The 25,073-nt window shown below is 31.1% G+C and carries 19 protein-coding genes and 7 tRNA genes; 8 read left to right on the plus strand and 18 right to left on the minus strand.

Annotated features, from left to right (window positions below; genetic code table 11):
* Positions 1–4: 4 nt before the first annotated feature.
* The 7 genes from IM532_RS10625 to IM532_RS10655 all read right to left on the minus strand — a co-directional run bounded on the left by IM532_RS10625 (position 5) and on the right by IM532_RS10655 (position 889).
* Positions 5–77, minus strand: a tRNA-Lys gene (locus IM532_RS10625).
* Positions 78–126: 49 nt separating this feature from the next.
* Positions 127–199 (minus strand) — tRNA-Lys (locus tag IM532_RS10630).
* Between the two features lie 49 nt (positions 200–248).
* Positions 249–321: transfer RNA gene (locus tag IM532_RS10635), tRNA-Lys, on the minus strand.
* A 52-nt stretch (positions 322–373) separates the two neighbouring features.
* Positions 374–446: transfer RNA gene (locus tag IM532_RS10640), tRNA-Lys, on the minus strand.
* Between the two features lie 49 nt (positions 447–495).
* A tRNA-Lys gene (locus tag IM532_RS10645) sits at positions 496–568 on the minus strand.
* Positions 569–617: 49 nt separating this feature from the next.
* A tRNA-Lys gene (locus IM532_RS10650) sits at positions 618–690 on the minus strand.
* A gap of 126 nt (positions 691–816) precedes the next feature.
* A tRNA-Lys gene (locus tag IM532_RS10655) sits at positions 817–889 on the minus strand.
* Positions 890–1,156: 267 nt separating this feature from the next.
* On the opposite strand from IM532_RS10655, the gene IM532_RS10660 reads away from it, so the two are divergent.
* Together IM532_RS10660 and IM532_RS10665 are read left to right on the plus strand one after the other, a co-directional pair.
* Complete coding sequence (locus tag IM532_RS10660) at positions 1,157–1,759, plus strand: hypothetical protein (protein ID WP_194183440.1); 603 nt, start codon at positions 1,157–1,159, stop codon at positions 1,757–1,759.
* A gap of 12 nt (positions 1,760–1,771) precedes the next feature.
* Complete coding sequence (locus IM532_RS10665; RefSeq protein ID WP_194183441.1) at positions 1,772–2,284, plus strand: shikimate kinase; 513 nt, start codon at positions 1,772–1,774, stop codon at positions 2,282–2,284.
* Between the two features lie 10 nt (positions 2,285–2,294).
* Here IM532_RS10665 and IM532_RS10670 read toward each other — a convergent pair whose 3' ends face one another.
* A complete protein-coding gene (locus IM532_RS10670; protein ID WP_194183442.1) occupies positions 2,295–2,687 on the minus strand; it encodes an RNA-binding S4 domain-containing protein in 393 nt (130 codons plus the stop codon).
* A gap of 69 nt (positions 2,688–2,756) precedes the next feature.
* Between IM532_RS10670 and IM532_RS10675 the strand changes: the two genes are divergently transcribed.
* Together IM532_RS10675 and pncB are read left to right on the plus strand one after the other, a co-directional pair.
* Complete coding sequence (locus IM532_RS10675) at positions 2,757–3,491, plus strand: hypothetical protein (protein ID WP_194183443.1); 735 nt, start codon at positions 2,757–2,759, stop codon at positions 3,489–3,491.
* Positions 3,492–3,583: 92 nt separating this feature from the next.
* Positions 3,584–4,783, plus strand: coding sequence for a nicotinate phosphoribosyltransferase (gene pncB / locus IM532_RS10680; RefSeq protein WP_194183444.1), 1,200 nt, complete (start codon positions 3,584–3,586; stop codon positions 4,781–4,783).
* Positions 4,784–4,839: 56 nt separating this feature from the next.
* Here pncB and lon read toward each other — a convergent pair whose 3' ends face one another.
* The 4 genes from lon to IM532_RS10700 form a co-directional block, all read right to left on the minus strand.
* Positions 4,840–7,254, minus strand: a complete 2,415-nt coding sequence (gene lon / locus IM532_RS10685; protein WP_194183445.1) for an endopeptidase La — start codon at positions 7,252–7,254, stop codon at positions 4,840–4,842.
* A 319-nt stretch (positions 7,255–7,573) separates the two neighbouring features.
* Positions 7,574–8,701: an N-acetyl-alpha-D-glucosaminyl L-malate synthase BshA gene (bshA, locus tag IM532_RS10690; RefSeq protein ID WP_194183591.1), complete on the minus strand. Its 1,128-nt coding sequence runs from the start codon at positions 8,699–8,701 to the stop codon at positions 7,574–7,576.
* 22 nt (positions 8,702–8,723) lie between these two features.
* The gene (locus IM532_RS10695) at positions 8,724–9,854 is read right to left on the minus strand and encodes a serine hydrolase domain-containing protein (RefSeq protein ID WP_317173015.1); all 1,131 of its coding nucleotides are present in this window, start codon (positions 9,852–9,854) and stop codon (positions 8,724–8,726) included.
* Positions 9,855–9,859: 5 nt separating this feature from the next.
* Positions 9,860–11,605: a glycoside hydrolase family 3 protein gene (locus tag IM532_RS10700; RefSeq protein WP_194183447.1), complete on the minus strand. Its 1,746-nt coding sequence runs from the start codon at positions 11,603–11,605 to the stop codon at positions 9,860–9,862.
* Between the two features lie 103 nt (positions 11,606–11,708).
* Here IM532_RS10700 and IM532_RS10705 point away from each other — a divergent pair, with 103 nt between their 5' ends.
* Entirely contained in the window at positions 11,709–12,779 is a 1,071-nt protein-coding gene (locus IM532_RS10705; protein WP_194183448.1) for a TerC family protein, read from the plus strand.
* Positions 12,780–12,848: 69 nt separating this feature from the next.
* Here the strand turns inward: IM532_RS10705 and IM532_RS10710 are convergent, their stop codons facing one another.
* From IM532_RS10710 to mtaB, 4 genes are all read right to left on the minus strand, one after another.
* On the minus strand, positions 12,849–13,448 hold the full coding sequence (locus IM532_RS10710) for a porin family protein (RefSeq protein WP_194183449.1): 600 nt from the start codon (positions 13,446–13,448) through the stop codon (positions 12,849–12,851).
* Positions 13,449–13,548: 100 nt separating this feature from the next.
* Positions 13,549–14,061: a DUF4136 domain-containing protein gene (locus IM532_RS10715; RefSeq protein WP_194183450.1), complete on the minus strand. Its 513-nt coding sequence runs from the start codon at positions 14,059–14,061 to the stop codon at positions 13,549–13,551.
* A gap of 83 nt (positions 14,062–14,144) precedes the next feature.
* On the minus strand, positions 14,145–14,759 hold the full coding sequence (locus IM532_RS10720; protein ID WP_194183451.1) for a porin family protein: 615 nt from the start codon (positions 14,757–14,759) through the stop codon (positions 14,145–14,147).
* Positions 14,760–14,813: 54 nt separating this feature from the next.
* A complete protein-coding gene (mtaB, locus tag IM532_RS10725) occupies positions 14,814–16,148 on the minus strand; it encodes a tRNA (N(6)-L-threonylcarbamoyladenosine(37)-C(2))-methylthiotransferase MtaB (protein WP_194183452.1) in 1,335 nt (444 codons plus the stop codon).
* A gap of 64 nt (positions 16,149–16,212) precedes the next feature.
* On the opposite strand from mtaB, the gene IM532_RS10730 reads away from it, so the two are divergent.
* From IM532_RS10730 to IM532_RS10740, 3 genes are all read left to right on the plus strand, one after another.
* Positions 16,213–17,799, plus strand: coding sequence for an ABC transporter substrate-binding protein (locus tag IM532_RS10730; protein WP_228063715.1), 1,587 nt, complete (start codon positions 16,213–16,215; stop codon positions 17,797–17,799).
* A gap of 233 nt (positions 17,800–18,032) precedes the next feature.
* Complete coding sequence (locus IM532_RS10735; RefSeq protein WP_194183453.1) at positions 18,033–19,613, plus strand: FMN-binding glutamate synthase family protein; 1,581 nt, start codon at positions 18,033–18,035, stop codon at positions 19,611–19,613.
* A gap of 196 nt (positions 19,614–19,809) precedes the next feature.
* Positions 19,810–20,445, plus strand: a complete 636-nt coding sequence (locus IM532_RS10740; protein ID WP_194183454.1) for a CPBP family intramembrane glutamic endopeptidase — start codon at positions 19,810–19,812, stop codon at positions 20,443–20,445.
* 515 nt (positions 20,446–20,960) lie between these two features.
* Here IM532_RS10740 and odhB read toward each other — a convergent pair.
* On the minus strand, positions 20,961–22,196 hold the full coding sequence (odhB, locus tag IM532_RS10745) for a 2-oxoglutarate dehydrogenase complex dihydrolipoyllysine-residue succinyltransferase (protein ID WP_194183455.1): 1,236 nt from the start codon (positions 22,194–22,196) through the stop codon (positions 20,961–20,963).
* A gap of 16 nt (positions 22,197–22,212) precedes the next feature.
* Positions 22,213–24,993 (minus strand): 2-oxoglutarate dehydrogenase E1 component, encoded by a 2,781-nt coding sequence (locus IM532_RS10750; protein ID WP_194183456.1) that lies wholly within the window; start codon positions 24,991–24,993, stop codon positions 22,213–22,215.
* Positions 24,994–25,073: the final 80 nt, after the last annotated feature.

A 25,073-nucleotide genomic window follows, 5' to 3' on the forward strand; every position in this document is an offset into this window, starting at 1 on the left:
TTTGTGACCTGGCTGGGGTTCGAACCCAGGACCCCAACATTAAAAGTGTTGTGCTCTACCAGCTGAGCTACCAGGTCTCCGTTTGGAGTGTTACTATTTTTATACTTCTTAGTAACATGAAGTTTGTGACTTGGCTGGGGTTCGAACCCAGGACCCCAACATTAAAAGTGTTGTGCTCTACCAGCTGAGCTACCAAGTCTCCGTTTGGAGTGTTACTATTTTTATACTTCTTAGCAACGAGAAGTTTGTGACCTGGCTGGGGTTCGAACCCAGGACCCCAACATTAAAAGTGTTGTGCTCTACCAGCTGAGCTACCAGGTCTCCGTTTTTTGGAGTGTTACTATTTTTATACTTCTTAGTGACGTGAAGTTTGTGACTTGGCTGGGGTTCGAACCCAGGACCCCAACATTAAAAGTGTTGTGCTCTACCAGCTGAGCTACCAAGTCTCCGTTTGGAGTGTTACTATTTTTATACTTCTTTGTAACGAGAAGTTTGTGACCTGGCTGGGGTTCGAACCCAGGACCCCAACATTAAAAGTGTTGTGCTCTACCAGCTGAGCTACCAGGTCTCCGTTTGGAGTGTTACTATTTTTATACTTCTTAGTAACATGAAGTTTGTGACTTGGCTGGGGTTCGAACCCAGGACCCCAACATTAAAAGTGTTGTGCTCTACCAGCTGAGCTACCAAGTCTTCTTTTTTCGGAGTGCAAAGATATTTAAAATTTTAACACTACAAAATTAAAAAGTATTTTTTCTGGAAAAATTTTTAATAAAAAAAGAACATCTTATTTAAGAAAATTTATCACTAAAAAAATAGTGACCTGGCTGGGGCTCGAACCCAGGACCCCAACATTAAAAGTGTTGTGCTCTACCAACTGAGCTACCAGGTCATTTCCTTAATTCGACTGCAAATATAGGGTGATTAAACCTAATAAAACAAACATATATCTATCTTTTTATCGAAATAATTTTTAAACATTTCGATTTAAGAAACTTATCAAAAAAAAAACATATTGTTCTTATTCTTTTCTTTTGGTTTTTATTATATTTTAGATAATTTTTAAACTAAACAGCTTTAAAAAACAATTATATTTGTAGACAATAAAGATGGGCTTTACCATTACAAATGTATTAGACTCCAATTTTAAAATTTTAAAATGCCTTATAAATTAGTCATCCTTTTTATATTAAGTACTATTTTCTTACAATCATGTAAAGGAAAAGTTGACGAACAGCTAAAAGATGAAATCGTAGAAGAAAGATGTGCTTCTGATTTAAAAGATCAATTACATGGAGAAATTTCTTTAAAAGATCTTAAAAATTTAATTAAAACTAATCCACAAGAGATAAAAGCATTCTTAGAACAAAAGTGTTTTACTAAAGCTGACTTCGGAAAAAACTTATATGTAAGTGATGTACAAAAGTTTGATTCCTTAAAGATAAAGCAAGTAAAACAAGGCGTGTTTTTCTTAAATAAAATCTCTGCAATGGAAATTTCTCAGGAGATTGTCTATAAATTACAATATAGTTTTCCAATAAAATATTTGAATCAATATAAAATTGCGATTGAAAAAGAAGCAAAAAAAGGTAACTTTTACCGTTCTAATTCTGTAGTTACCAATGAAGATTTTAAGATTACATATGAAATTGATCGTTGGGATAATAGAAAATTAAAAAATTCTTATTCTTACCAAATTGATACGCATGATGGATTTGCAAAATTAACAATTTTTTACTCTGAGGATTTACCAGTTGATTAAACGAAGCAGAAGATGATTATTTCATTAATAGGTTACATGGGTAGTGGAAAATCTACGACAGGAAAAGATTTAGCAAAAACTTTAGGCTATGAGTTTATAGATTTAGACCAATTTATAGAACAAAAATATAATCTAGAGATTACTGATATTTTTTCTAAGTATGGAGAAATTGGTTTTAGGAAACGTGAGCGTGAAGCACTCCATGAGGTTTTACAGCAAACAAATCTTGTGCTTTCTTTAGGCGGAGGAACGCCTGTATATTATGATAATATGGATTTTATCAATAAAAATTCTGAGTCTATATTCCTACGAGTACAATTGCCATACTTGGTAAAAAGGTTGGAATCTAAAAAACATACAAGACCATTAATTGCACATTTAGAAAATGAAGATTTGATGGAATTTATTGCGAAACATTTATTTGAAAGAAATCAATTTTATCAAAAAGCGAAATATACTATTTCTATTACTACACAAAGCACCTATGAAGTATTGAATGAGATTATGGAAAAAATAAAAAGTTAGAAGATTTAGATTACTCTAAATCTTCTAATAAAAATTGATCTCCTGCGACATAGTCGTCCAAATCTCTTCGGTCTTTTTTGGTTGGTCTTCCTTCGCCTCTTTCTCTATAATAATCCTGAGACAATCTTCTTAATTCTAATAATTCGTATTCCTCCTTTGGGGTAGTATCTACAATATGTAGTGTTAGTAACTTAGCCCCTATTCTACTTTTTGGAATCTGAAGAACTTTAAATGATAAATTAATTTGATCTTTTCTTACATCTATTTGATCTCCCGGAATTACATCTCTAGACGCTTTAACGACCATTCCGTTAATTTTTACTCTATTTTTTTTTATAGCATCTGTTGCAAGAGCTCTGGTCTTGTAATATCTTACGCTCCAAAGAAATTTATCAATTCGCATACTTATTCTGACTATTTATGATTGTTCGTTGAATATTTTTTCTAAATTCGCAATTTAAACCGAATAATCATGATAAAGAAATTCTTTGTAACTTTATTAGCAACGACAGTATTACTTGCTAGCTGTAAGAGTGACGATGATGTTAAAGAGCTAAGTGTTGAACAAAGAAATTCATTAGACGATCAGGCTATTGAAGAGTATTTAGAAGACCATTACTTTCACCCTGAAAAAGGAGTATTAACAAAATTTGATACCATTAAAGGGAATGAGGATGATAACTATCAACCTTTAAAATCAATTGCAATCAAAGATCCTGCTGGATACTACTATGCAATGAGACCAAATGTGGAAGCAAATGGAGAAGCTATTACTTCAAATGACGAATCAAAGATTTTAATTTCTTATGATGTTAAGCAGTTTCAATCTACAAACGATTTAGATACTTATAACAATAAATATGCGAGTATTATAGGATACTCAAGCTCTATAAATTCTGGAGATGGTTCTGGAGTATATGATCCAGCTTTTTATTACTATAAACTAAACGAAACACAAATAAGTAATGGTGTAGGAAGAGAGCATGTAGAATTTGAATACTTTAATGAAGCTTTAAAGAAATTTAAATCTACAAATACAAACGGAAGTGGGTTATACAACTTCCAAGGAGTTATTATCTTACCATCACGTTTGGCATTCGGAAGAAAAAGAATGTATACAGGAACTTCAGTAACTGAAAATCATGCTTACCGCGATGTTTCTTTTATTTTCAATTTTGAGTTACATAAAGTAACACCAAGAAAATAATTTACTTTATAAATCATAAAATAAAAAGCCATCACTACAATAGTGATGGTTTTTTATTTACATTTATATTTTAGAATAAAACACATTAAAAAATGATAATATTCAATTCCTTTTTAGATAATGATTTCTATAAATTCACGATGCAATACGCAGTTACCAAACTTTATCCTGATGTTATTGCTCGTTATAAATTTATAAATAGAGGAAAACATGAATTCCCTGATGGATTTGCTGAAGAATTACAGAAACAAGTAAATTCTATGGCAAATTTAGCGTTAACAAAAGATGAAAAAGACTTTTTACATACTAACTGTCCTTACCTAAGTCCCGCATATTTAGATTTTTTACAAGGATATAGGTATAATCCAGAAGAAGTTAAAATTTTACAAGACGGAAAAAATCTAAGCGTTGAAGTAGAAGGAAATTGGTACAGAACTATTCTTTGGGAGGTACCATTATTAGCATTAATAAGTGAAGTTTTTTATAAACTTACAAATGCTGAAAGACAGACTAATGATGAAGTTACACAAAACACTAGTGATAAAGTAGATTTATACAACAAACTAGGAGTTACAGTTGCAGAGTTTGGAACACGTCGTCGTCATTCTTATGAAGTACATGATGTTGTAATGAAAGAAATGACTAACCATTCCGGAAAAAGTTTCGTAGGTACATCTAACGTACATTTTGCGCATAAGTATAATGTAAAACCTATTGGAACACACGCACACGAATGGTTTATGTTTCATGCCGCGCGTTTTGGATATAAAGTTGCCAATTCCATGAGCTTAGATCGTTGGGTAAAAGTTTATTATGGTGATTTAGGAATTGCATTAACAGATACTTATACCTCAGATATATTTTTCCGCCAGTTTGATAAGAAATTATCAAAATTATTTGATGGAGTACGCCATGATTCTGGAGATCCTATTGAGTTTGGAGAAAAGGTAATTGCACATTATAATAGAATGGGAATTAATCCTCAGCACAAAACAATTATTTTCTCTGATGGGTTAAATTCAGAAAAAGTAGAAATCATAACAAATGCTTTTAAAGGACGTATCGGTTTATCATTCGGGATAGGGACAAATCTTACTAATGATGTGGGGCTACGTGCCATGAATATCGTGATGAAATTAACAGAGATTTCTTCGTATGATATTCCATGGACTGGAGTTGTGAAACTTTCTGACGAAAAAAATAAACATACCGGATCAGAAAATGATATCCGATTAGCTAAGGAAATCCTTCAATTAGGTGAAATTAAAGCCAACGATGAAGTTTTAAAATAAAATATTTAATACATAAAAAAGCGACCTCATCGGGTCGCTTTTTTTGTATTATAAATTTATTTTTTAGTTATTTCAAATGTTTTTGCACCTTTCACCTTTTGGTTCAATAATGCAATATCTAAAACCTCTTTCATTTCTTTTACATAGTGAAAAGTTAAACCTTTTAAATATTCAGGTTTTATATCCTCAATATCTTTTCGGTTATCATCACATAAAATAATGTCTTTGATATCTGCACGTTTAGCAGCTAATATTTTTTCTTTTATTCCTCCAACAGGTAAAACTTTACCACGTAATGTAATCTCACCTGTCATGGCTAAATTTGCTTTCACTTTTCGTTGAGTAAAAGAAGACATTAAAGATGTTAGCATTGTTATACCAGCAGATGGTCCATCTTTTGGCGTTGCACCTTCCGGAACGTGAATATGCACTTTATAATTTTCGAAAACATCTGAATCTATTCCATATTCATCAGCATGTGCTTTAATATATTCTAATGCAATTGTCGCAGATTCTTTCATTACAGTACCTAAATTTCCAGTAATAGAAAGTCCTCCTTTTCCTTTAGATAACAAAGATTCTATAAATAAAATATCTCCACCTACAGACGTCCAAGCCAATCCTACAACTACTCCTGGAGAATCATTATTCTCATAACGTTCAGCGATAATAGATGGTCCTAATACTTTTTCAATATCTTTAATAGAATATTTGATGTTATATTCTACCTCCATTGCAATATTTTTCGCAGCATTACGAACTAATTTTGCAACTTTTTGATTTAAATTTCTTACACCAGATTCTCTTGTATAACCTGTGATTAAAAATTCTATTTCTTTTTTTCCTAAAACAATTCCTTTTTCATCAATTCCATGTTCTTTTAGTTGCTTAGGTAATAAGTGTCGTTTTACGATTTCAGCTTTTTCTTCAATAGTATAACCCGAAATATTTATCATTTCCATACGGTCACGTAGAGGACCTGGAATATTACCAATATTATTAGCTGTAGCAATAAAAAACACTTTTGATAAATCGTATCCTAATTCTAAGAAATTATCATGAAAAGAGCTGTTTTGTTCCGGATCTAAAACTTCTAACATTGCAGATGAAGGATCACCATGTGCACTTGCAGTCATTTTATCAATCTCATCTAACACAAAAACTGGGTTAGATGATTCTGATTTTTTAATGGATTGTAAAATCCTACCTGGCATTGCTCCAATATAGGTTTTACGGTGTCCTCTAATTTCAGATTCATCATGTAATCCACCTAAAGACATACGCACATATTTACGTCCTATTGCCTTCGCAATAGATTTTCCTAAAGATGTTTTACCCACACCTGGAGGTCCATATAAACATAAAATTGGAGAACGCATATCTCCTTTTAGCTTTAATACAGCTAAATGTTCAATAATTCTTTCTTTTACATCCTCTAAACCATAATGATCAGAATCTAAGATTTTCTGTGCATTTTTTAAATCAAATTGATCTTTTGTAAAGTCATTCCACGGTAAATCCAACATAAACTCAAGATAATTACGCTGAATATTATGCTCTGGCATTTGTGGATTAAGACGAGATAATCGTCCTATTTCTTTATCAAAATGATTTGCTGTTTCTTCAGACCAACGTTTATCTTGCGCTTTTTTACGCATTTCGTTAATTTCTTCTTCAGTCGTATTTCCACCTAATTCTTCTTGGATAGATTTTATTTGCTGATTTAAGAAATATTCTTTTTGTTGCTGATCTAATTCTTTACGAACCTTATTTTGGATTGAATTTTTTAATTCTAATTTTTGAAGCTCAACATTCATATAACGCATCACTTCCAATGCTCTCAACTTTAAATCAGAAACTTCTAATAAAAGCTGTTTTTCTTGTAATGTTAATGTTAAATTTGAAGCTACAAAGTTGATTAAGAAAATTCTACTTTCGATGCTTTTTATAGCATTAGCAGCTTCTGAAGGTAACATTGGATTTTCCTCCACGATTTGATAAGCCAAATCGCGAATTGATTCTATAATAATAGGAAATTCTTTATTACGAGCAGTTGGTACTTTCTCTGTTAAAATTTCAACGTTAGCTTTAAAATATGGAGCTTCTTCAATAAATTCTTCAGCTTTAAAACGTTTTATACCTTGTAAAATGACCGTTATATTTCCATCAGGTAATTTGATAAGACGTATAATACGAGCAACAGTACCTACTTGGTATAAATCTTCTGGCGTTGGATCTTCTACAGCGATATCTTTCTGAGATAACACACCGATGATACCATCACCTTTATAAGCGTCTGTTAATAATTTTATAGATTTATCTCTTCCTGCAGTAATTGGAGCAACAACGCCTGGGAAAAGAACTGTATTTCTTAAGGATAAAACAGGTAAAACTGAAGGAATATTTTGTTTTTGCAACTTAACTTCTTCATCTTTACTCATTAAAGGAATTAATTCGATTTCTTCTTCCATTCTATTTTTTAATGACAATCTGTCTTTTTATATTTATATACTAAACGAATTTGTCAGCAGTTGAAAATATAAATTTCACCGCTTACAAATAACATAAATAGCTAGTTAATAACGGGTTGATATGCATTATTAATTTATTAATATTTATGCTATACTAGGTAGGTCAATTCCTATGCCAATGACTTATAATGTCAGTAAGGGAAAGAATTATATCTCAAAGATAAAAATATTCTGAGTTAGAAATCCTTACATTTTTGCTGAAGAATTTATATATATTCAATAAATATAGTAAACATAACGAAGCTAAAATTATACAATTTTATTTCATATCAATTGCATTTCGATAAAGGACTTCGTATTGTGGCAATATTTTATTTTTATCAAAACTTAATGCTTGCTCTTTGGCATTTTTACTTAACTGCTTTAAACGGTCTTCATCTTCTAATATATAGATTGCTTTTTGAGCCATCATTTCAACATCACCTACAGGACATACAAACCCAGAGAATCCATCTATATTAACCTCAGGTAAACCTCCAGCGTTAGAAGATATAACAGGAACATTAGCTGCCATTGCTTCTAAGGCTGCTAATCCAAAACTTTCTTGTTCTGATGGTAAAATAAATAAATCTGCAGCTTTCAACACATCATTTAGGTCACTTACCATTCCTAAGCTTTTAACTTTATCTTGTATTCCGTATTCTTGAATTAATTGGTCTGCTAAATCCCATTCAGGACCTTCGCCAGCAATAATTAATTTTGAGGGGATTTGCTTTTGGATTATATTAAATGCACTGATAACATCTTGTATACGTTTTACTTTTCTAAGATTTGAAGTATGAAGGATTACTTTTTCTTTTGGTTCTGCAAAATTATTACGACAACATACACATTTTTCAGGCATGTATTGTTCGTTATCAATAAAGTTTGGAATTACTTTAATTTCATTTGTAATATCAAAAGCTTTTAAAGTATCTTGTTTTAAACTTTCTGAAACAGAAGTTACAACATCCGATTCATTTATAGAGAATTCCACCGCCGTTTTATATACAGGATGTTGTCCAACTAATGTGATATCTGTACCATGTAATGTTGTTACTATAGGTAAATGATATCCCTTTCTGGCTAGCATTTGTTTGGTGAAATATGCCGCATAAGCATGCGGAATAGCATAGTGTACGTGTACTAAGTCTAACTTATAATGTAGTACTTTTTCATATAAAATTGTACTTAAAGCTAAATCATATGGTTGATATTGAAACAAAGGATACGTTTCTACATGTATACGATGAAAATATATATTTGATAATTTAATATTTAATCTTGCTGGAATATTAGTGCTAAAAAAGTGCACTTCATGCCCTTTCTCTGCTAAATCCATTCCTAATTCTGTCGCTACAATTCCAGAACCTCCATAGGTTGGATAGCATACAATTCCGATTTTCATAGTCGATTTCATGACGTCAAATTTAAGGTAAAAATGAATCGTAAATTAATTGAAGTATATTTTCTCTTACTTTTTTTGAGGAAAGTAAATTATTGTCTTCACTTATATTAACCCGATTACTTAAAAATATATAGACCAAGTCATATTTTGGATCAGCCCAAACCATTGTTCCAGTAAAACCATAATGACCAAACGCATCGTTTGATGCACCTTTAATACTCTTTATTAAAGATTTATCGAACCCTGCACCTCGATTTGAATTAGGATATTGCTTTGCAGTAAATTGGTCAATAATTTCAGATTTAATAAATTGTTGACCACCATAAAAACCTTTATTCAGATACATCTGCATTAGTTTAGCTAGATCTATTGCATTAGAAAACACACCTGCATGACCGGCTATCCCGCCCATCATAGCTGCACCTTGATCATGCACATATCCGTGTATCAACTGATTACGGTAAGTCTTATCATAAGCTGTAGGAACAATTACTTCTAAATCAAACTTATCTTTTGGATTATACATCGTATGATACATCCCTAATGGCTGATAGAATTTTTCTTGCAAAAGTTCTTGATAGGATTTTTTATAATCGTTCTCTATTCTCTTTTGAAAAATATAAAATCCTAAGTCAGAATATTCATATACTTTTTTTCCTATTGGAGATTTAGCAATATCCTCATAAATAGAATCTTTTATCGAATTAATTATAAATATATTATCAGTAACTTTAATTGTATGTTCCTCATCTTGTCTACGTGAATAAAAATCTAAATATAAACGTGCATTTTTTACGTTGACTGTTTCTTTATAAAATCCTATCCATGGAGCTAATCCTGCTTGATGTGCTAAAACTTCTTTTACTTTTAAACCATTTTTATTGGTTGTTTTTAAGTCTGAATCAAGTTCACCAAGCGTTTGTTCAAATGTTATTTTACCCGCTTCAAATTCCTTCATAATCAAAGGAACAGAAGCTACTACCTTTGTTACAGATGCAACATCATAAAGATGATCCCAATTTAACTTCTGTCTTTTATGTATATCTTGTGTACCAAAAACTTTATCATAAATCACTTTACCCTTTTTTGCAACAATAATTTGCATTCCCGGTGTGTAATTTTTTGAAATGGCTTCTTGGGCTAAAACATCTATCTTATTTAGTTTTTTTTTTCAACGCCAACGTTAGCTGGTTCATCAAATCCTAATCGTTGAATTTCTTTGGTTTGAATTTTATCTCCAAAATGAAAACTATCATTTACAGTAACTGGTAATTTTCCCTTAGCTGGTAAAGCTCCAAAAATAATTTGAGGACTAATTTGTTTGGTTTGAGTTGTATTTTGATAATTAATGATTACTCCATCAATTGTAGTTAAATCTAAATCTTTTAAACCATAAGGACTTGTAAATAAAGACAAAATAGATTTTTTGTCTGCTGGTGTTGCTTTTAAAATTGCTTTAGAAGTTGATGATAATTTATACGATTTATAAACAGTTTCATTCGACAAGAAAGCACCATAAATAATGTATTCATATTCATTTAATTTATTAATTTGATTGGCATTGTCAATCTTAACTAATTTAACATCTGCATACTTTTTTAGATGTTCATAGAATAAAGAATAATCTGTCTGTTCTAATGGTACAAAAGCAATTTTTGCAGTAAGATCCTTTATTGGTAAAATAGCATTTTCATTTTTAACAATTGTAGTGGCTTCCTCAAATATTTTATAAGTTAAGGCTTCATTTTCTTCTGAATTTAAGTCATTCATTAAATTGGTTGTATCAAGTGATTTAAACTCATTTAATCCCACTAAATATTTAGCCATCAATATTTTTTTAACACTTTCGCTTAATCGGTCTTCTGTAATTTCACCTTTCTCTAAAGCAGTAATTATTTTTTGTTTACCTATTTTTACACCTTGAGAAAAGAGAAGAATATCATTCCCTGCTAAAAATGCACGGTAATCCACTTCTCCTGGAGCATACAATTTAGCAACTCCATCCATATTTAAAGCATCAGTGATGATAATACCTTTAAAGCCTAAATCATTCTTTAGATAATCCGTTACAATTTTTTTAGATAATGTAGATGGAATTTTTGGATCTGGTTCTAATGCTGGAACATTAAGATGAGCCACCATAATAGCTTGAACACCTTCATTTATTAATTGGCGAAATGGAGCAACATGGAATTTTTCTAAATCAGCTTTATTTGCAGATATTAATGGTAAAGTTTTATGAGAATCCTGATCTGTATCTCCATGACCCGGAAAGTGTTTAGCCGATGCAAGAACTTTCATGGATTGTTGACCTTTCATAAAAGCAGTTCCTTTTTTTGCTACATTCATAGGATCAGATCCATAAGAACGATTCCCTATTATTGGGTTATTAGGATTTACATTTACGTCTATTGAAGGCGCAAAATTGAAATGAATTCCCATACGATTTGCTTGTTGACCAACTTGTTGACCTTTTTTGAAAACTAAATCTTCACCTTCTAACGCTCCTATAGTCATATTCCACGGAAAACGCTCTACTCCTTTTAATCGCATTGCTAATCCCCATTCGCCATCAATCCCTATCATTAAAGGAATTTTAGATGCCGATTGATAACGATTTGTTAAATCAATTTGTTTCTCAGCTATATCTTGCATAAAAATTAAACCTCCGATTTTTTCTTCTTGAATTAATTTTAAGATTTCATTTTCATGTGCTATATCTCTATTTGAATATGCTGCAACAATAAATAATTGCCCTACTTTTTCATCTAAAGACATCAAATTATATTGTTCATCGACCCATTTTAATTGAGCAGAATCTACATATAGTGGTGAATTATCTTGTGCATTTACAGTATATGATAAGGTAATTGAGCAAAAAATAGCTGTTAAAAAAAGTTTCATTAATGTTTATTTAATTTTATAATTAAATGAGTGAAGAAATAATTTATCTTTACTAACTTATTAAGTCAAATTTAGATAAAAAATCAATTAAAAAGTTATAAATATGTCTTTATTAGCTGTCGTACAAGATAACATGCTGAATCATCCTGGACTAATTGCCATTTTTGGTATTGCAGTTGTTATCATGCTTCTATTAGATTTAGGAGTATTTAATAAAAATGCTCATATTGTTTCAAATAAAGAAGCATTAACATGGAGTATCGTTTGGATTTCCTTATCCATGCTTTTTAGTGGAGTTATATACTTCGTATTTAAAACGGATGACGGTCATGCTTTTGCGATGGAGAAATTCTCACAATATCAAGCTGCATATTGGATAGAAAAAGCTCTATCGGTAGATAATTTATTTGTTTTTATCCTAGTTTTTGGATTTTTTAAAATTCCAAAAGAATACCAACATAAGATATTATTTTGGGGTATTTTAGGAGCTTTACTATTTAGAGCAATTTTCATTTTTGCAGGTGTAGAATTAATTAAACTTACATATCTACCAGAATTTTCAATTGGAGACTTTAAATTTGTTTTAGACAGTGAAGCAGCGCACGCTAATTTAGCTTTAAAAGAATTTTATAGACCTAATATAATACTTACCTTATTCGGATTTTTTCTAATTATTGCTGGTATCAAATCTTGGTCTTCTAGCAACGACGAAGATGATGATTTATCTAAAAACATTGGAGTAAGAATCGTTCATAAATTTTTTAAAGTTTCACCTTCCTTTGATGGAGATAAATTTTTCACTGTAAAAAATGGCGTAAAAATGGTTACACCATTGTTTGTTGCATTAGCCGTTATAGAGGTTACAGATTTAGTATTTGCTGTAGATAGTATTCCAGCCATATTTGCTATTGCTCCTAATGATCCTTTTATATTATATTCATCTAATATATTCGCTATTTTAGGACTTCGATCATTGTATTTTCTTTTAGCAAATTCTATGGATAAATTCGGGAAACTACATTATGGTTTGGCTATTATCTTAACCTTTATTGGTATAAAAATGATTATAATGCCTTTTTATCATTTTGATTCTACTGTTTCTTTAGCAGTTATTGGAGGTGTTTTATTAACGACTATTATTTGGTCTTTAATTTCCAATAAAAAAACAGCTTAAAATTTTATAACATATAAATAAAAAGAGCATCTAATATATTAGATGCTCTTTTTAATATAAAACAAAGTATTAATTAAAATAGTATGTTATACCTAACGAGATTAGAGAAGTTCTATTTATATCATTATCCCATTTTAAGTAATCATATGTATCCACTAAACCTATACCGTATCTAAGATTAACTTCGTATTTACGCTGTAATGAGTATCCTACTCCTAAATTAAAAGCTAAATCAAAGGATTTTAATACATTATTAGTAGCATCTGGTCCGAGAGGATCAATATTATCTGCAATTTTAAAACCAAGTTGTGGACCTCCTTCAAGAAAGAAATCACTTCCACTGTCATCAAAATAATATTTATACATAATAGGAATATTTATATAATCCACAAAAGCTTTGAATTTATTCCCTGATCTATCTACAGTAAATTCACCTTGATTAGTATAAAGCACCTCTGCCTGTAAATAATGTTCTTCTGAACGAGAAGATAATTGATATTTTGCTATAAATCCTGCTAGCAAACCAACTCTTTCCTTAGAAATACCATGTACTATGGTGGTATTACTTATCCCTACACCGGCTTTTACACCGTATTGGAATTGACCAAAAGAAAAGGATGATATCCCTAATATAAACAAGGGAACGATTTTAGTTTTAAAAATATTCATAAGGTTGATTATGTGTGACTTATGTAAATTTAACAAATAAAATCGATAAAAAAAGACCTTATTGAATAAGGTCTTTTTTTTATAATTATTTAATTATTTATTACTTGTTTAATGGCGGAAATTTAGTAAGAACTTCATTTATTGCCTGTGGAATTTTTTCAGACTTAGCTGCTATGTTATCTACATTTAATCCTGAGCCTATACCCTGCCAAACTAGGATATTTTTTTTATCATCTATTATATCAATAATAATTTTACCCGATGTATATTCAGAAACATTTGCATAAGAATTACCCCAATACCCGTAGTAGCCATAGTTATTATTTACATAAAGTTCTTGTGAAGAACTAGCCAAAATATTTACAACTAAATCTGCATTTGATGTAACTTTCGTAAAGCCTTTGGCAGCCATTTCTGCATCTATAGCCGCTACAATTCTTCTTTTATCTAAATCATTAATTTTCAACTTTGTAATCCCTTTTTCATGAAATGCATATGTTTTGTATGATGAAAAATTAGCTGATTTATCGTAATCTGTAGTTACACTAACTGTATTACAGCTCGATAGAATAAAAACGCATAATAAAGCACAAAGTAGTGATAAGTTTTTCATAATATGATTTTTGTAATTATATTAAATTTAAGGTGGATTTTTGAATAAAAAAAACCTGATTTAAAAAATCAGGTTTTAATATTTTAATAATATGTGTTAAAGAAATAGATCATCGAAAATGATAAGAATGAAGACCTGTTATGCTTGTTATCCTTATACTTATAATCAAAAGTATCCATTAAACCTAAACTATATCTAAGATTCAACTCAAATTTTCTTTGGAATGAATATCCTATACCTCCATTAAATGCTACATCGAATTTATTCAGAATGTTATTATCCGATCCAAAGTGTGGCTTGCTAGGATCATGAGATTTATAAGGTTCTAGATTCGTATTTATTGCATAGGAAAATTGAGGACCTGCTTCTACAAAGAAATCTGCATCACTATCTGTCAAATAATATTTATACATTACTGGCAAAGTTAAGTAGTCTACATATTGCTCATATTTCCCATTTTTTTCACCTTGCGCACTATACACTAATTCTGCTTGAATGTAATTCTTAAATGTTCTATATGAAGAATATTCCAATTGAAATCTAGCGACAAGCCCAGCTTGTATTCCAATTCTAGCTTTAGAATCTGGGAATATATTTTTCATATTAGACATTCCTGCACCTAGTTTACCTCCAAAATCTACTTGTGCTGATAATGGTAGAGTAAAAAATAATCCAGCAGCAATGAGTAAAAACTTCATTCTTAGTGTTTTCATGTGTTTATTTTAGCGTTTTAATAGTTGTTAGTTAAGAAATTATATAGTTAAAGCAGTTGGAACTTTTATTTCTACATTTCCATTATGGTTTATTTTAATTAATTCAATAATCTGTGTTTGGTTTACTAATTCTTCATCAAAATCTGTTTGTACTTTTACATAATTCTCCGTAAATCCAAACATTTTTCCATCTTTATTATCGTGTTCCCATAATACTTTTTGAGTAGTACCTAATTGAGTTTGATAAAAAGCTTGTCGTTTTTTCTCTGAAAGAATACGCAACATTTTATTTCTTCGCTTACGCTCAGCTATATCTACAACTCCATCAAATTCTATAGCCTCTGTATTGTCACGCTCAGAATATGTAAATACATGTAAATAACTAATTGGTAATTCATTTAAAAAATTGTAAGTTTCAAGAAATAACTCTTCAGTTTCTCCAGGAAATCCAACAATTACATCAACACCAATACAAGCATTTGGCAAGACTTCTCTAATTTTATTCACACGATCTAAATAAAGACCAGATAAATATCTGCGCTTCATTTTCTTTAAAATCTCATCACTTCCTGATTGTAAAGGAATATGAAAGTGTGGTACAAAACGCTGAGATTTAGAAACAAAATCTATCGTTTCATTTTTCAATAAATTAGGTTCTATTGAAGAGATACGAATACGATCTATATCTTCAACTTTATCTAATTCTTGGACTAATTCAAGAAAAGTATGTTCGTGTTTTTTATTTCCAAACTCACCTTTTCCATAATCTCCAATATTAACTCCAGTTAAGACAATTTCTTTAATTCCTTTATTGGCAATTTCCTTTGCATTATCTAATACATTTTGCATCGTATCAGATCTAGAAATACCACGTGCTAATGGAATAGTACAATATGTACATTTATAATCACATCCATCTTGGACTTTTAGAAATGCTCGTGTACGATCCCCAATAGAGTACGATCCCACATAAAAATCTGCATCCTCTATTTCACAAGAATGTATAATTGTATCTTCTGTTTTATTTAGATTTTCAAGATATTGAGCAACATTGAATTTTTCAGCAGCTCCAAGCACTAAATCAACTCCTTCAATAGAAGCAATTTCTTCAGGTTTTAACTGGGCATAACAACCAACTACAACAACAAATCCATTTGAATTAGCCTTTAAAGCGTTTTTCACAATCGTTCTACATTCTCTATCTGCATTTGCGGTTACCGAACATGTGTTAATTACATATACATCAGCCTTTTCCGTAAATTCAACCTTGTGATAACCATGATCTTTTAAATTTCGAGCAATGGTAGATGTTTCAGAAAAATTTAATTTACATCCTAATGTATGAAATGCAACTGTTTTTGTTAGATTAATCATAGCTGCAAATTTATACATTTGCAATAAATAATACCTAGTTTTGAACTATAAAAATTTAACATCAATGATGATTAAACAATTAACTTACATTTTCTTAATTTTCAGCTTATTTAGTTGCTCCAAGAAAAGCGATGTAGATTCAAGTAAAGTTTTTAAACTTAACCGCTATGATAATATATCATCTCTAGACCCCATAAATGCACGTACGCAAGCTAATACTTGGGCTTGTAATCTAATTTACAATAGCCTGGTAAAGATAAACAATAAACTTGAAATAGAACCAGATATAGCTAAATCTTGGAATATTTCTGATGATGGCAGAACTTATACTTTTACATTAAACAATAATGTATATTTTCATAAACATAAAAATTTTGGCAAAGATTCTACTCGAATTGTTGTGGCTAATGATTTTGTATATTCTTTTAATCGTTTAAAAGATCCAACATTTGGCGGATCTGGTGGATGGATTATGAATAATATTGAAAATTATACAGCTGTAAATGATACAATATTTGAAATTAAATTGAAAGAAGCATTTCCTCCTTTTTTAGGATTAATTTCCATGAAATACGCATCAGTAGTTCCACATGAAATGTTTAAAAATGGAAATGATGATTTTCTAAAACAACCTATTGGAACAGGACCTTTCTATTTCAAAATTTGGGAAGATAATGTAAAATTAGTCTTACGAAAAAATCCTCTATATTTTGAGTATGATGATAAAGGCGAAAGATTACCTTACTTAGAAGCTGTAAATATTACATTCTTACCAGAAAAAAATTCTGAATTTTTAGAATTGATCAAAGGTAATATAGATATGATGGCTGATTTAGACCCTTCTTATAAAGATGAAATTTTAAATCCTTTAGGTGAATTGAATCCTAAATATTCTGAACATATCTCATTAGTAAAGTCACCCTATCTAAGTACAGTTTATTTATGCTTCTATCTTGATCATCAAGAATCTATTGATACAAGACTACGAGAAGCACTAAATTATGGAGTGGATAAAGATAAAATCATCAAGTATATGATGAAAGGCTTAGCATTTCCTGCAGATGGAGGATTTATCCCAAAAGGTTTACCAGGATATTCAAAAAAATCAGGTTACGAGTATAATCCTGCAAAAGCTAGAGAATTAATCCTTACCTATAAAAAACAAAAAGGAAATATAAAACCAATAGAATTAACTACTGTACAAGAATATGTAGACATATGCGAATTTATTTCTGCAGAAATGGCTAAATTAGGTTTACCAATACAAATCAATGTAGTTCCTGGACCTACGATGAGAGATGGAAAATCAACAGGTAAATTTTCTCTATTTCGCGCCAATTGGGGTGCAGATTATCCAGATGCCGAAAATTTCTTATCCTTATATTATTCAAAAAACTTTTCACCAGAGGGTCCTAATTACTCACATTTTAAAAATACTTCGTTTGATCAACTATACGAAAAATCATTTTTAATAAATAATTTAGAAGAACGCGCAATAATTTACTCTAAAATGGATTCAATATTAATGAAATCAACACCTATATTGCCCTTATTCTATGATCAAACAGCTGTATTTTTGAATAAAAGAGTTAAAAACTTTCAAATGAGTCCTATCAAATTATTGGATTTAACCAGAGTTTCCAAAGAATAAGTAAAGTAATTATTCTTTGATTTAATTGTAGATAATTTAACAACCTTACTTAATCATTTAAGATATTTTTAAAAAAATGCAATTATTTAAAAATATCTTAAAAACATCTCTTTCAAACGATTGAAATAATGAAGAAAATTCGTAAAAAAATGTAAAATAGATAATTTTGAATACCATTTTTTGAATATCTTTGAACTTTAAATCGAACTATTATTTATTTTAAGTAAACACTTATGAAAGTTAGACAAGGTTTCGTAATAATATCAATTGTACTTGTTCTTGCGATATTGGGTATTTCATTTTTTTGGAAAGGAATATTATGGGCATTTATATTCGTAGCTCCTCTTATCTTATTAGGTATAGTGGATATGTCTCAGAAAAGACATGCAATTCGTCGTAATTTCCCCGTAATTGGAAACTTTCGATACTTTTTTGAAAGTATTCGTCCAGAAATTATGCAGTATTTTGTGGAAACAGATACGGAAGGAAAACCAATCGACCGTTTAATGCGCTCTATGGTTTATCGCCGTGCAAAAAATGTAATTGACACAGTACCTTTCGGAACTCAATTAGATGTTTATGAAGCAGGATATGAATGGTTAAATCATTCAATGTATGCAGGAAAAATCCAACATGCAGATGATCCACGTGTTAAGATTGGAGGTGCTGATTGTAAGCAACCCTACTTGGCAAGTTTATTAAACATCTCTGCAATGTCATTTGGATCACTAAGTGAAAATGCAGTATTAGCTATGAATAAAGGAGCTAAATTAGGTAATTTCGCTCATAATACAGGTGAAGGAGGAATTTCTCCATATCACTTAAAACCAGGTGGAGATTTAATTTGGCAAATTGGTACAGGTTATTTTGGATGTCGCGCTGCAGACGGTGGTTTTGACGCTTCTAAATATATTGAACGTGCTACTTTACCAAATGTTAAAATGATTGAGCTTAAAATTTCTCAAGGTGCTAAACCAGGTCATGGAGGAATTTTACCAGCAAATAAAAATACACCAGAAATTGCAGCAATTCGTGCTGTAGAGCCTTACACAACTGTAGATTCGCCTCCTTCACACTCTGCGTTTTCTGATGCTGAAGGAATGCTACATTTCATCAAACAATTAAGAGAATTATCTGGTGGAAAGCCTGTTGGTTTTAAACTTTGTATTGGTATAAAACAAGAATTTATCGAAATTTGTGAAGCAATTATCAAAACAGGGATAAAACCAGATTTTATTGCTATTGATGGTGGTGAAGGTGGTACAGGAGCTGCTCCTGTAGAGTTTTCAAACTCATTAGGAATGCCTTTATTAGACGGTTTAGCTTTTGCAGTTGATACTTTAAGAGGATATGATCTAAAGAAAGATATACGCGTTATTGCTTCTGGTAAAATTATATCATCATTCCATATTGCTCGTGTTATGGCAATTGGTGCTGATTTAGTATATTCTGCTCGTGCTATGATGATGGCTGTTGGATGTATCCAAGCATTACAATGTAATACAAATACTTGTCCTGTAGGGGTCGCTACACAAGATCAAGATTTAATGAAAGGTCTAGATGTTGAAGATAAAGCAACTCGTATGTTCAACTTCCATAAAAAAACAATGCATATTTTATCTGAGTTAATTTCAGCAACTGGAGTTAAATCACATAGAGATTTTAACCGTACACACGTCAACTTACGTGTAGATAATACAAGAATAGTTTCTTATGATCAATTATATCCAATTGTAGAGGAAGGATCTTATATTGGAAAAGATAAGGTGGAAATCTTAGAGAGCATTAGACAAAGAGGAATGGGTGCAAGATAATAACTCAATAATATAAATAAAAAAGCGACTTGAATATTCAAGTCGCTTTTTTATTTATATTTACTCTTTAATTAATTACCGCCATTTTTAGATGAACCGAAAAAACTTTTTTCCTTCAAATCCTTTTCAGGTAATATTACTTCTAATAATTTCATTTGTTTGGATTTTCTTCATTGTACAATTTGATCTAAATTATATGATCAAATTTTCATTAGGTTTTAGAACACTTATAGAAACATTTTTATTCTTTATAGGCCCGTTAATGTTTTATTATCTAATTAATAAATTTAAAAAGAGAGATACAAATATTTCTTTCCAACAGCCTACTTTATATATATTATTAACCTGTTCTATTGTTGTAATATCAGTTGTTACTCTTTTTGTATCCATAATTAAATTTTCAGATGGTGATTCAAAATTTTTCAATCCATATACTACAAATAATTTGTGGATGCTAATTGCTATTGGACTTGTAGGCCCTGTGTTTGAAGAATTAATTTTTAGAGCAATAATACAACGAGGTCTTTTACAGACATTAAAACCGCATTATGCTGTAATTATTAGTTCTATCTTATTTATGTTAGTTCATCATCCAAATCAGTATGCATTAGCAATTTGCTTAAGTATATTTTTTGGATTTATTTATTATAAAACTAACAATATAATTTTACCAATTTTACTCCATCTAATAGCCAATAATTATTCAACATTTATCCAATTTTTACAATATAAATTTGACACTGTAACTATATATTTACCATATGTGATTATAATATTATTGATAGTGTCAATTTCTATTTGTTTAAAAAAACAAGTATTAAAAAGAATTTAATTTATCAAACTAATTATCATTCACCCATTTCATGCTGAAGATCCATATAGGTAATCCTTCAATCATTTCATTACAGTAAATCATTTGTTTACTCATTGTTTAAGAAGAAAAATATGCCTATATATAGAGGAGCTTTATCATTTACTTGTTGTCCTTTCTCTAAATCTTGTAATTGATTTAAAGAAAAATTATAAATCTTCGATCTTTAATTATTTTCAAAACGTATAAATTTCTTTTGTATTGAAATTATAATATTAACTCTGAAAAGTAATTGAATAATTTTTTAAGAAAACCTCTTTAATAGTAGAATTTAGATTTAATACCTCAGAATTTTCGGTATTTGGATGTAATTGAGCCTCTAGATTATTTACAGAAAATATGGCAAATGACAGATTGAAATGTTTTTCATTTTTGTTTGATTATGATTAAAGATATTAATTAGCAAATCAAAATTTTAAAAAAATAAAAAAGCCGTTCTTTCGAACGGCTTTTAAATATATGATTATAATGATATATTATAATTCTAATGCTTTTTTAGCATCTCCACCCATTAATACATTTAATGGATCTTCGATCGCTTCTTTTACAGCCACTAAGAAACCAACAGACTCACGTCCATCAATTACACGGTGATCGTAAGATAACGCGATGTACATCATAGGAGCGATAACCACTTGACCGTTTTTAGCGATTGGACGCTCAACGATATTGTGCATTCCTAAGATACCTGATTGAGGTGGGTTGATGATTGGTGTAGACATCATTGATCCAAATACACCACCATTAGTGATTGTAAATGTACCTCCTGTCATTTCATCAACAGAAATTTTACCATCACGTACTTTGATTGCTAAATCTTTGATAGATTGCTCAACACCACGGAAAGTTAAGTTTTCTGCATTACGTACAACTGGTACCATTAAACCTTTAGGTCCTGATACTGCAACTGAAACGTCAGCATAGTCAAATTTAACTTGGTAGTCACCATCGATCATAGAGTTTACGTCTGGATATAACTCTAATGCACGTGTAACAGCTTTTGTGAAGAAAGACATAAATCCTAATCCAACACCATGTTTAGCTTTGAATGCATCTTTATATTCGTTACGTAAAGCAAAAATTGCAGACATATCAACTTCGTTGAATGTAGTTAACATTGCAGTTTCATTTTTAACAGAAACTAAACGTTGTGCAATTTTACGACGTAAAGAAGATAATTTTTTCTCTGAAGAAGAACGTGATCCTGAAACTGGCGCAGTACCCATTGCTGGAGTAAAACGTACAGCATCTTGTTGTGTAATACGTCCGTCGCGTCCTGAACCTACTACTTGAGCAGCATCAACACCTTTCTCGTCTAAAACTTTTTTAGCAGCTGGTGATGGAGTTCCTGTAGCGTAAGTTGCAGCTGGAGCAGCAGGTGCTGGTGTAGCAACTGGAGCTGGAGCAGCTTTAACTTCTTCCTTAACCTCAGCTTTAGGTGCTTCAGCAGCTGGAGCAGCGTTTCCTGCAGGTTTTGCAGCAGCAGTATCAATATGACAAACAACTTGCCCTACTTCTACTACATCTCCTTCTTCAGCTTTTAAGTAGATAATACCTGCTTCTTCAGCTGGTAATTCTAATGTAGCTTTATCTGAATCAACCTCAGCAATAGCTTGGTCTTTTTCTACGTAATCACCATCTTTAACTAACCAAGTAGCGATTTCTACTTCCGTGATAGACTCCCCTGGTGAAGGGACTTTCATTTCTAACATATCTATTAGCTTTATTTTATTTGAAAACTTTATTTATAACTTCTTCGTAGATTGCAGCCCATCTTTTGCTAGATCCTGGAGCAGTTGCAGCAGATTCTTTAGGTGAAACTACATCGAATGGTAACTTACGGAATTTACGTAAAATGTAACTCCATGCTCCCATGTTTTCAGGTTCTTCTTGAGCCCAAATTAACTCTGCTTTTCCGTATTTAGCAACAATTCCCTCTAAACGTCCTTCTTGGATTGGGTATAATTGCTCAATACGTACAATTGCAGTAGTTGTATCTCCTAACTCTTCACGTTTTTTTGCTAATTCGTAGTAAATTTTACCAGAACAGAAAACTAATTTCTTCGCTTTTTTAGGATCTACAAAAGTATCTTCAATGATTTCTTGGAAAGATCCTGTTGTGAAATCTTCTAATGAAGAAACAGCTTGTGCATGACGTAATAATGATTTTGGTGACATTACTACTAATGGCTTACGGTAATCTGTTACTACTTGTCTTCTTAAAGCGTGGAAGAAGTTAGCTGGAGTTGTGATGTTTGCAACAAACATATTGTTATCTGCAGTTGCTTGTAAGAAACGCTCTAAACGTGCAGAAGAGTGTTCAGCACCTTGTCCTTCGTATCCGTGAGGCAATAACATTACTAACCCGTTTTGTAATCTCCATTTGTCTTCAGCAGCAGTAATATATTGGTCAATCATAATTTGAGCACCATTCATAAAGTCACCAAATTGTGCTTCCCAAATAGTTAATGCTTCAGGGTATGCCATTGCATATCCATAGTCAAAACCTAATACTCCATATTCAGATAATAAAGAGTTATATGCTCTAAATTTTCCTTGATCTTCAGAAATTGTATTTAATAAAGTAACTTTTTCTTCTGTATCTTCTGTTTTAATCACAGCATGACGGTGTGAGAATGTACCACGTTGAACATCTTCTCCAGATAAACGAATATCACGTCCATCTTTTAAGATAGATCCAAACGCTAATGCTTCTGCTAATCCCCAGTCAATTTTATTCTCTTCAATCATTTTAGCACGACCTTCAACGATACGTGTAATTTTACGAATGAATTTTTTATCAGCAGGGATTGTAGAGACTGCTTTTGCAATTTCTTTTAATGCTTCCGCATCGTATGCTGTATTTGCTTTTTCAAAAACTTTATCTCCTTCAGCGATGTTAAATTCTTCCCACTCTTCTGGCATGAAAGGGAATAATTTATTACGTTGAATTTCTTTAGAAGCATTAAAGTTTTCTTCTAATAAAGCTTTAAACTCTTCTTCTTTTTGTTTAACGATATCTTCTCCTATTGCTCCTTCTTTTAATAATTTATCTAAATAAATTTTACGAGGATTAGGGTGTTTTGCAATAATATCATATAATTTAGGTTGAGTAAACTTAGGCTCATCACCTTCGTTGTGTCCGTACTTACGGTAACCTAATAAATCGATGAATACATCTTGTCCGAACTGCGCACGATAATCAGCAGCAAAACGGAATGCATGTACTACTGCTTCAGCATCATCTGCATTAACGTGTAATACTGGCGATAAAGTAACTTTCGCAATATCTGTACAATAAGTTGATGAACGAGAGTCTAAATAATTAGTCGTAAATCCGATTTGGTTATTTACTACTACATGCACAGTACCACCTGTTTTGTACCCTTCTAAAGACATCATTTGTAATACTTCGTATACAATTCCTTGTCCAGCTACAGCAGCATCACCATGAATTAAAACAGGTAAGATTTTTGAATAATCTTCGCTATAATCTTTCTCAGCTTTTGCACGAGTAATTCCTTCTACAACTGCATCTACAGTCTCTAGGTGAGATGGATTTGGTGCTAAATTGATTAAAACTTCTTTCCCATTAGCAGCTTGAATCTTGTTAGTAGATCCCATGTGATATTTAACATCACCTGCTACTAAGTCCGTATCAAAAGCTTTCCCTTCAAATTCAGAGAAAATCTGAGAATAAGATTTACCAAAAATATTAGCTAAAACATTTAAACGTCCACGGTGAGCCATACCAACGATAACCTCTTGTACTCCATGATCTGAAGAACGGTTAATTAAAGTATCTAATCCTGGGATTAAAGACTCATTCCCTTCAACAGAAAAACGTTTTTGTCCTACATATTTAGTATTTAAGAAACTTTCGAAAGCAGTTGCTTGGTTTAACTTAAATAAAATTCTTTCTTTATCCTCTTTAGATAATTTTGGGTGATTCAAGTTTTGGTTTAACCAATTTTGAATCCACTCAATTTTCTGAGGTTCTCTTACATACATGTATTCAACTCCAATAGAGTCACAATACATTTCTTCTAAATGGTTAATAATCTCTTTTAAAGTGATTGCACCACCAATACCTAAGATTTCCCCTGCAGTAAAAGTTTGATTTAAATCAGCTTGAGATAAACCGAAGTTTTCTAATGCTAATGTTGGTTCCCACTTTCTACGCTCTCTAACTGGGTTAGTTTTTGTGAATAAATGCCCGCGTGTACGGTAAGCATTAATCAAATTAATAACCTTAAATTCCTTTTGAACTGAATCAGGAACTTGAGCGACTACTGCCGGATTCACTATTTGCTGCACAACCTTCTGCTCTCTAGCAGGTGCTGATGCTACAAATAATGGCTCTCCATCATAAGTTGCGTTTGCGAAATCATACCCTTGGAAAAAAGATTTCCAACTAGGTTCTACACTATCCGGATATTGGATATACTGGTCATATAAGTCGCCTATAAATTCAATATGAGCGGCGTTTAAAAACGAAAAACGATCCATAAATTTTACTCTCTATGAGATTTAGCTACAAAAATAAACTATTTAAATTTTTAAAAAAAATTACTTCCATCATATTTATC

It is taken from the genome of Faecalibacter rhinopitheci (assembly GCF_015234135.1).
GTDB lineage: Bacteria > Bacteroidota > Bacteroidia > Flavobacteriales > Weeksellaceae > Empedobacter > Empedobacter rhinopitheci.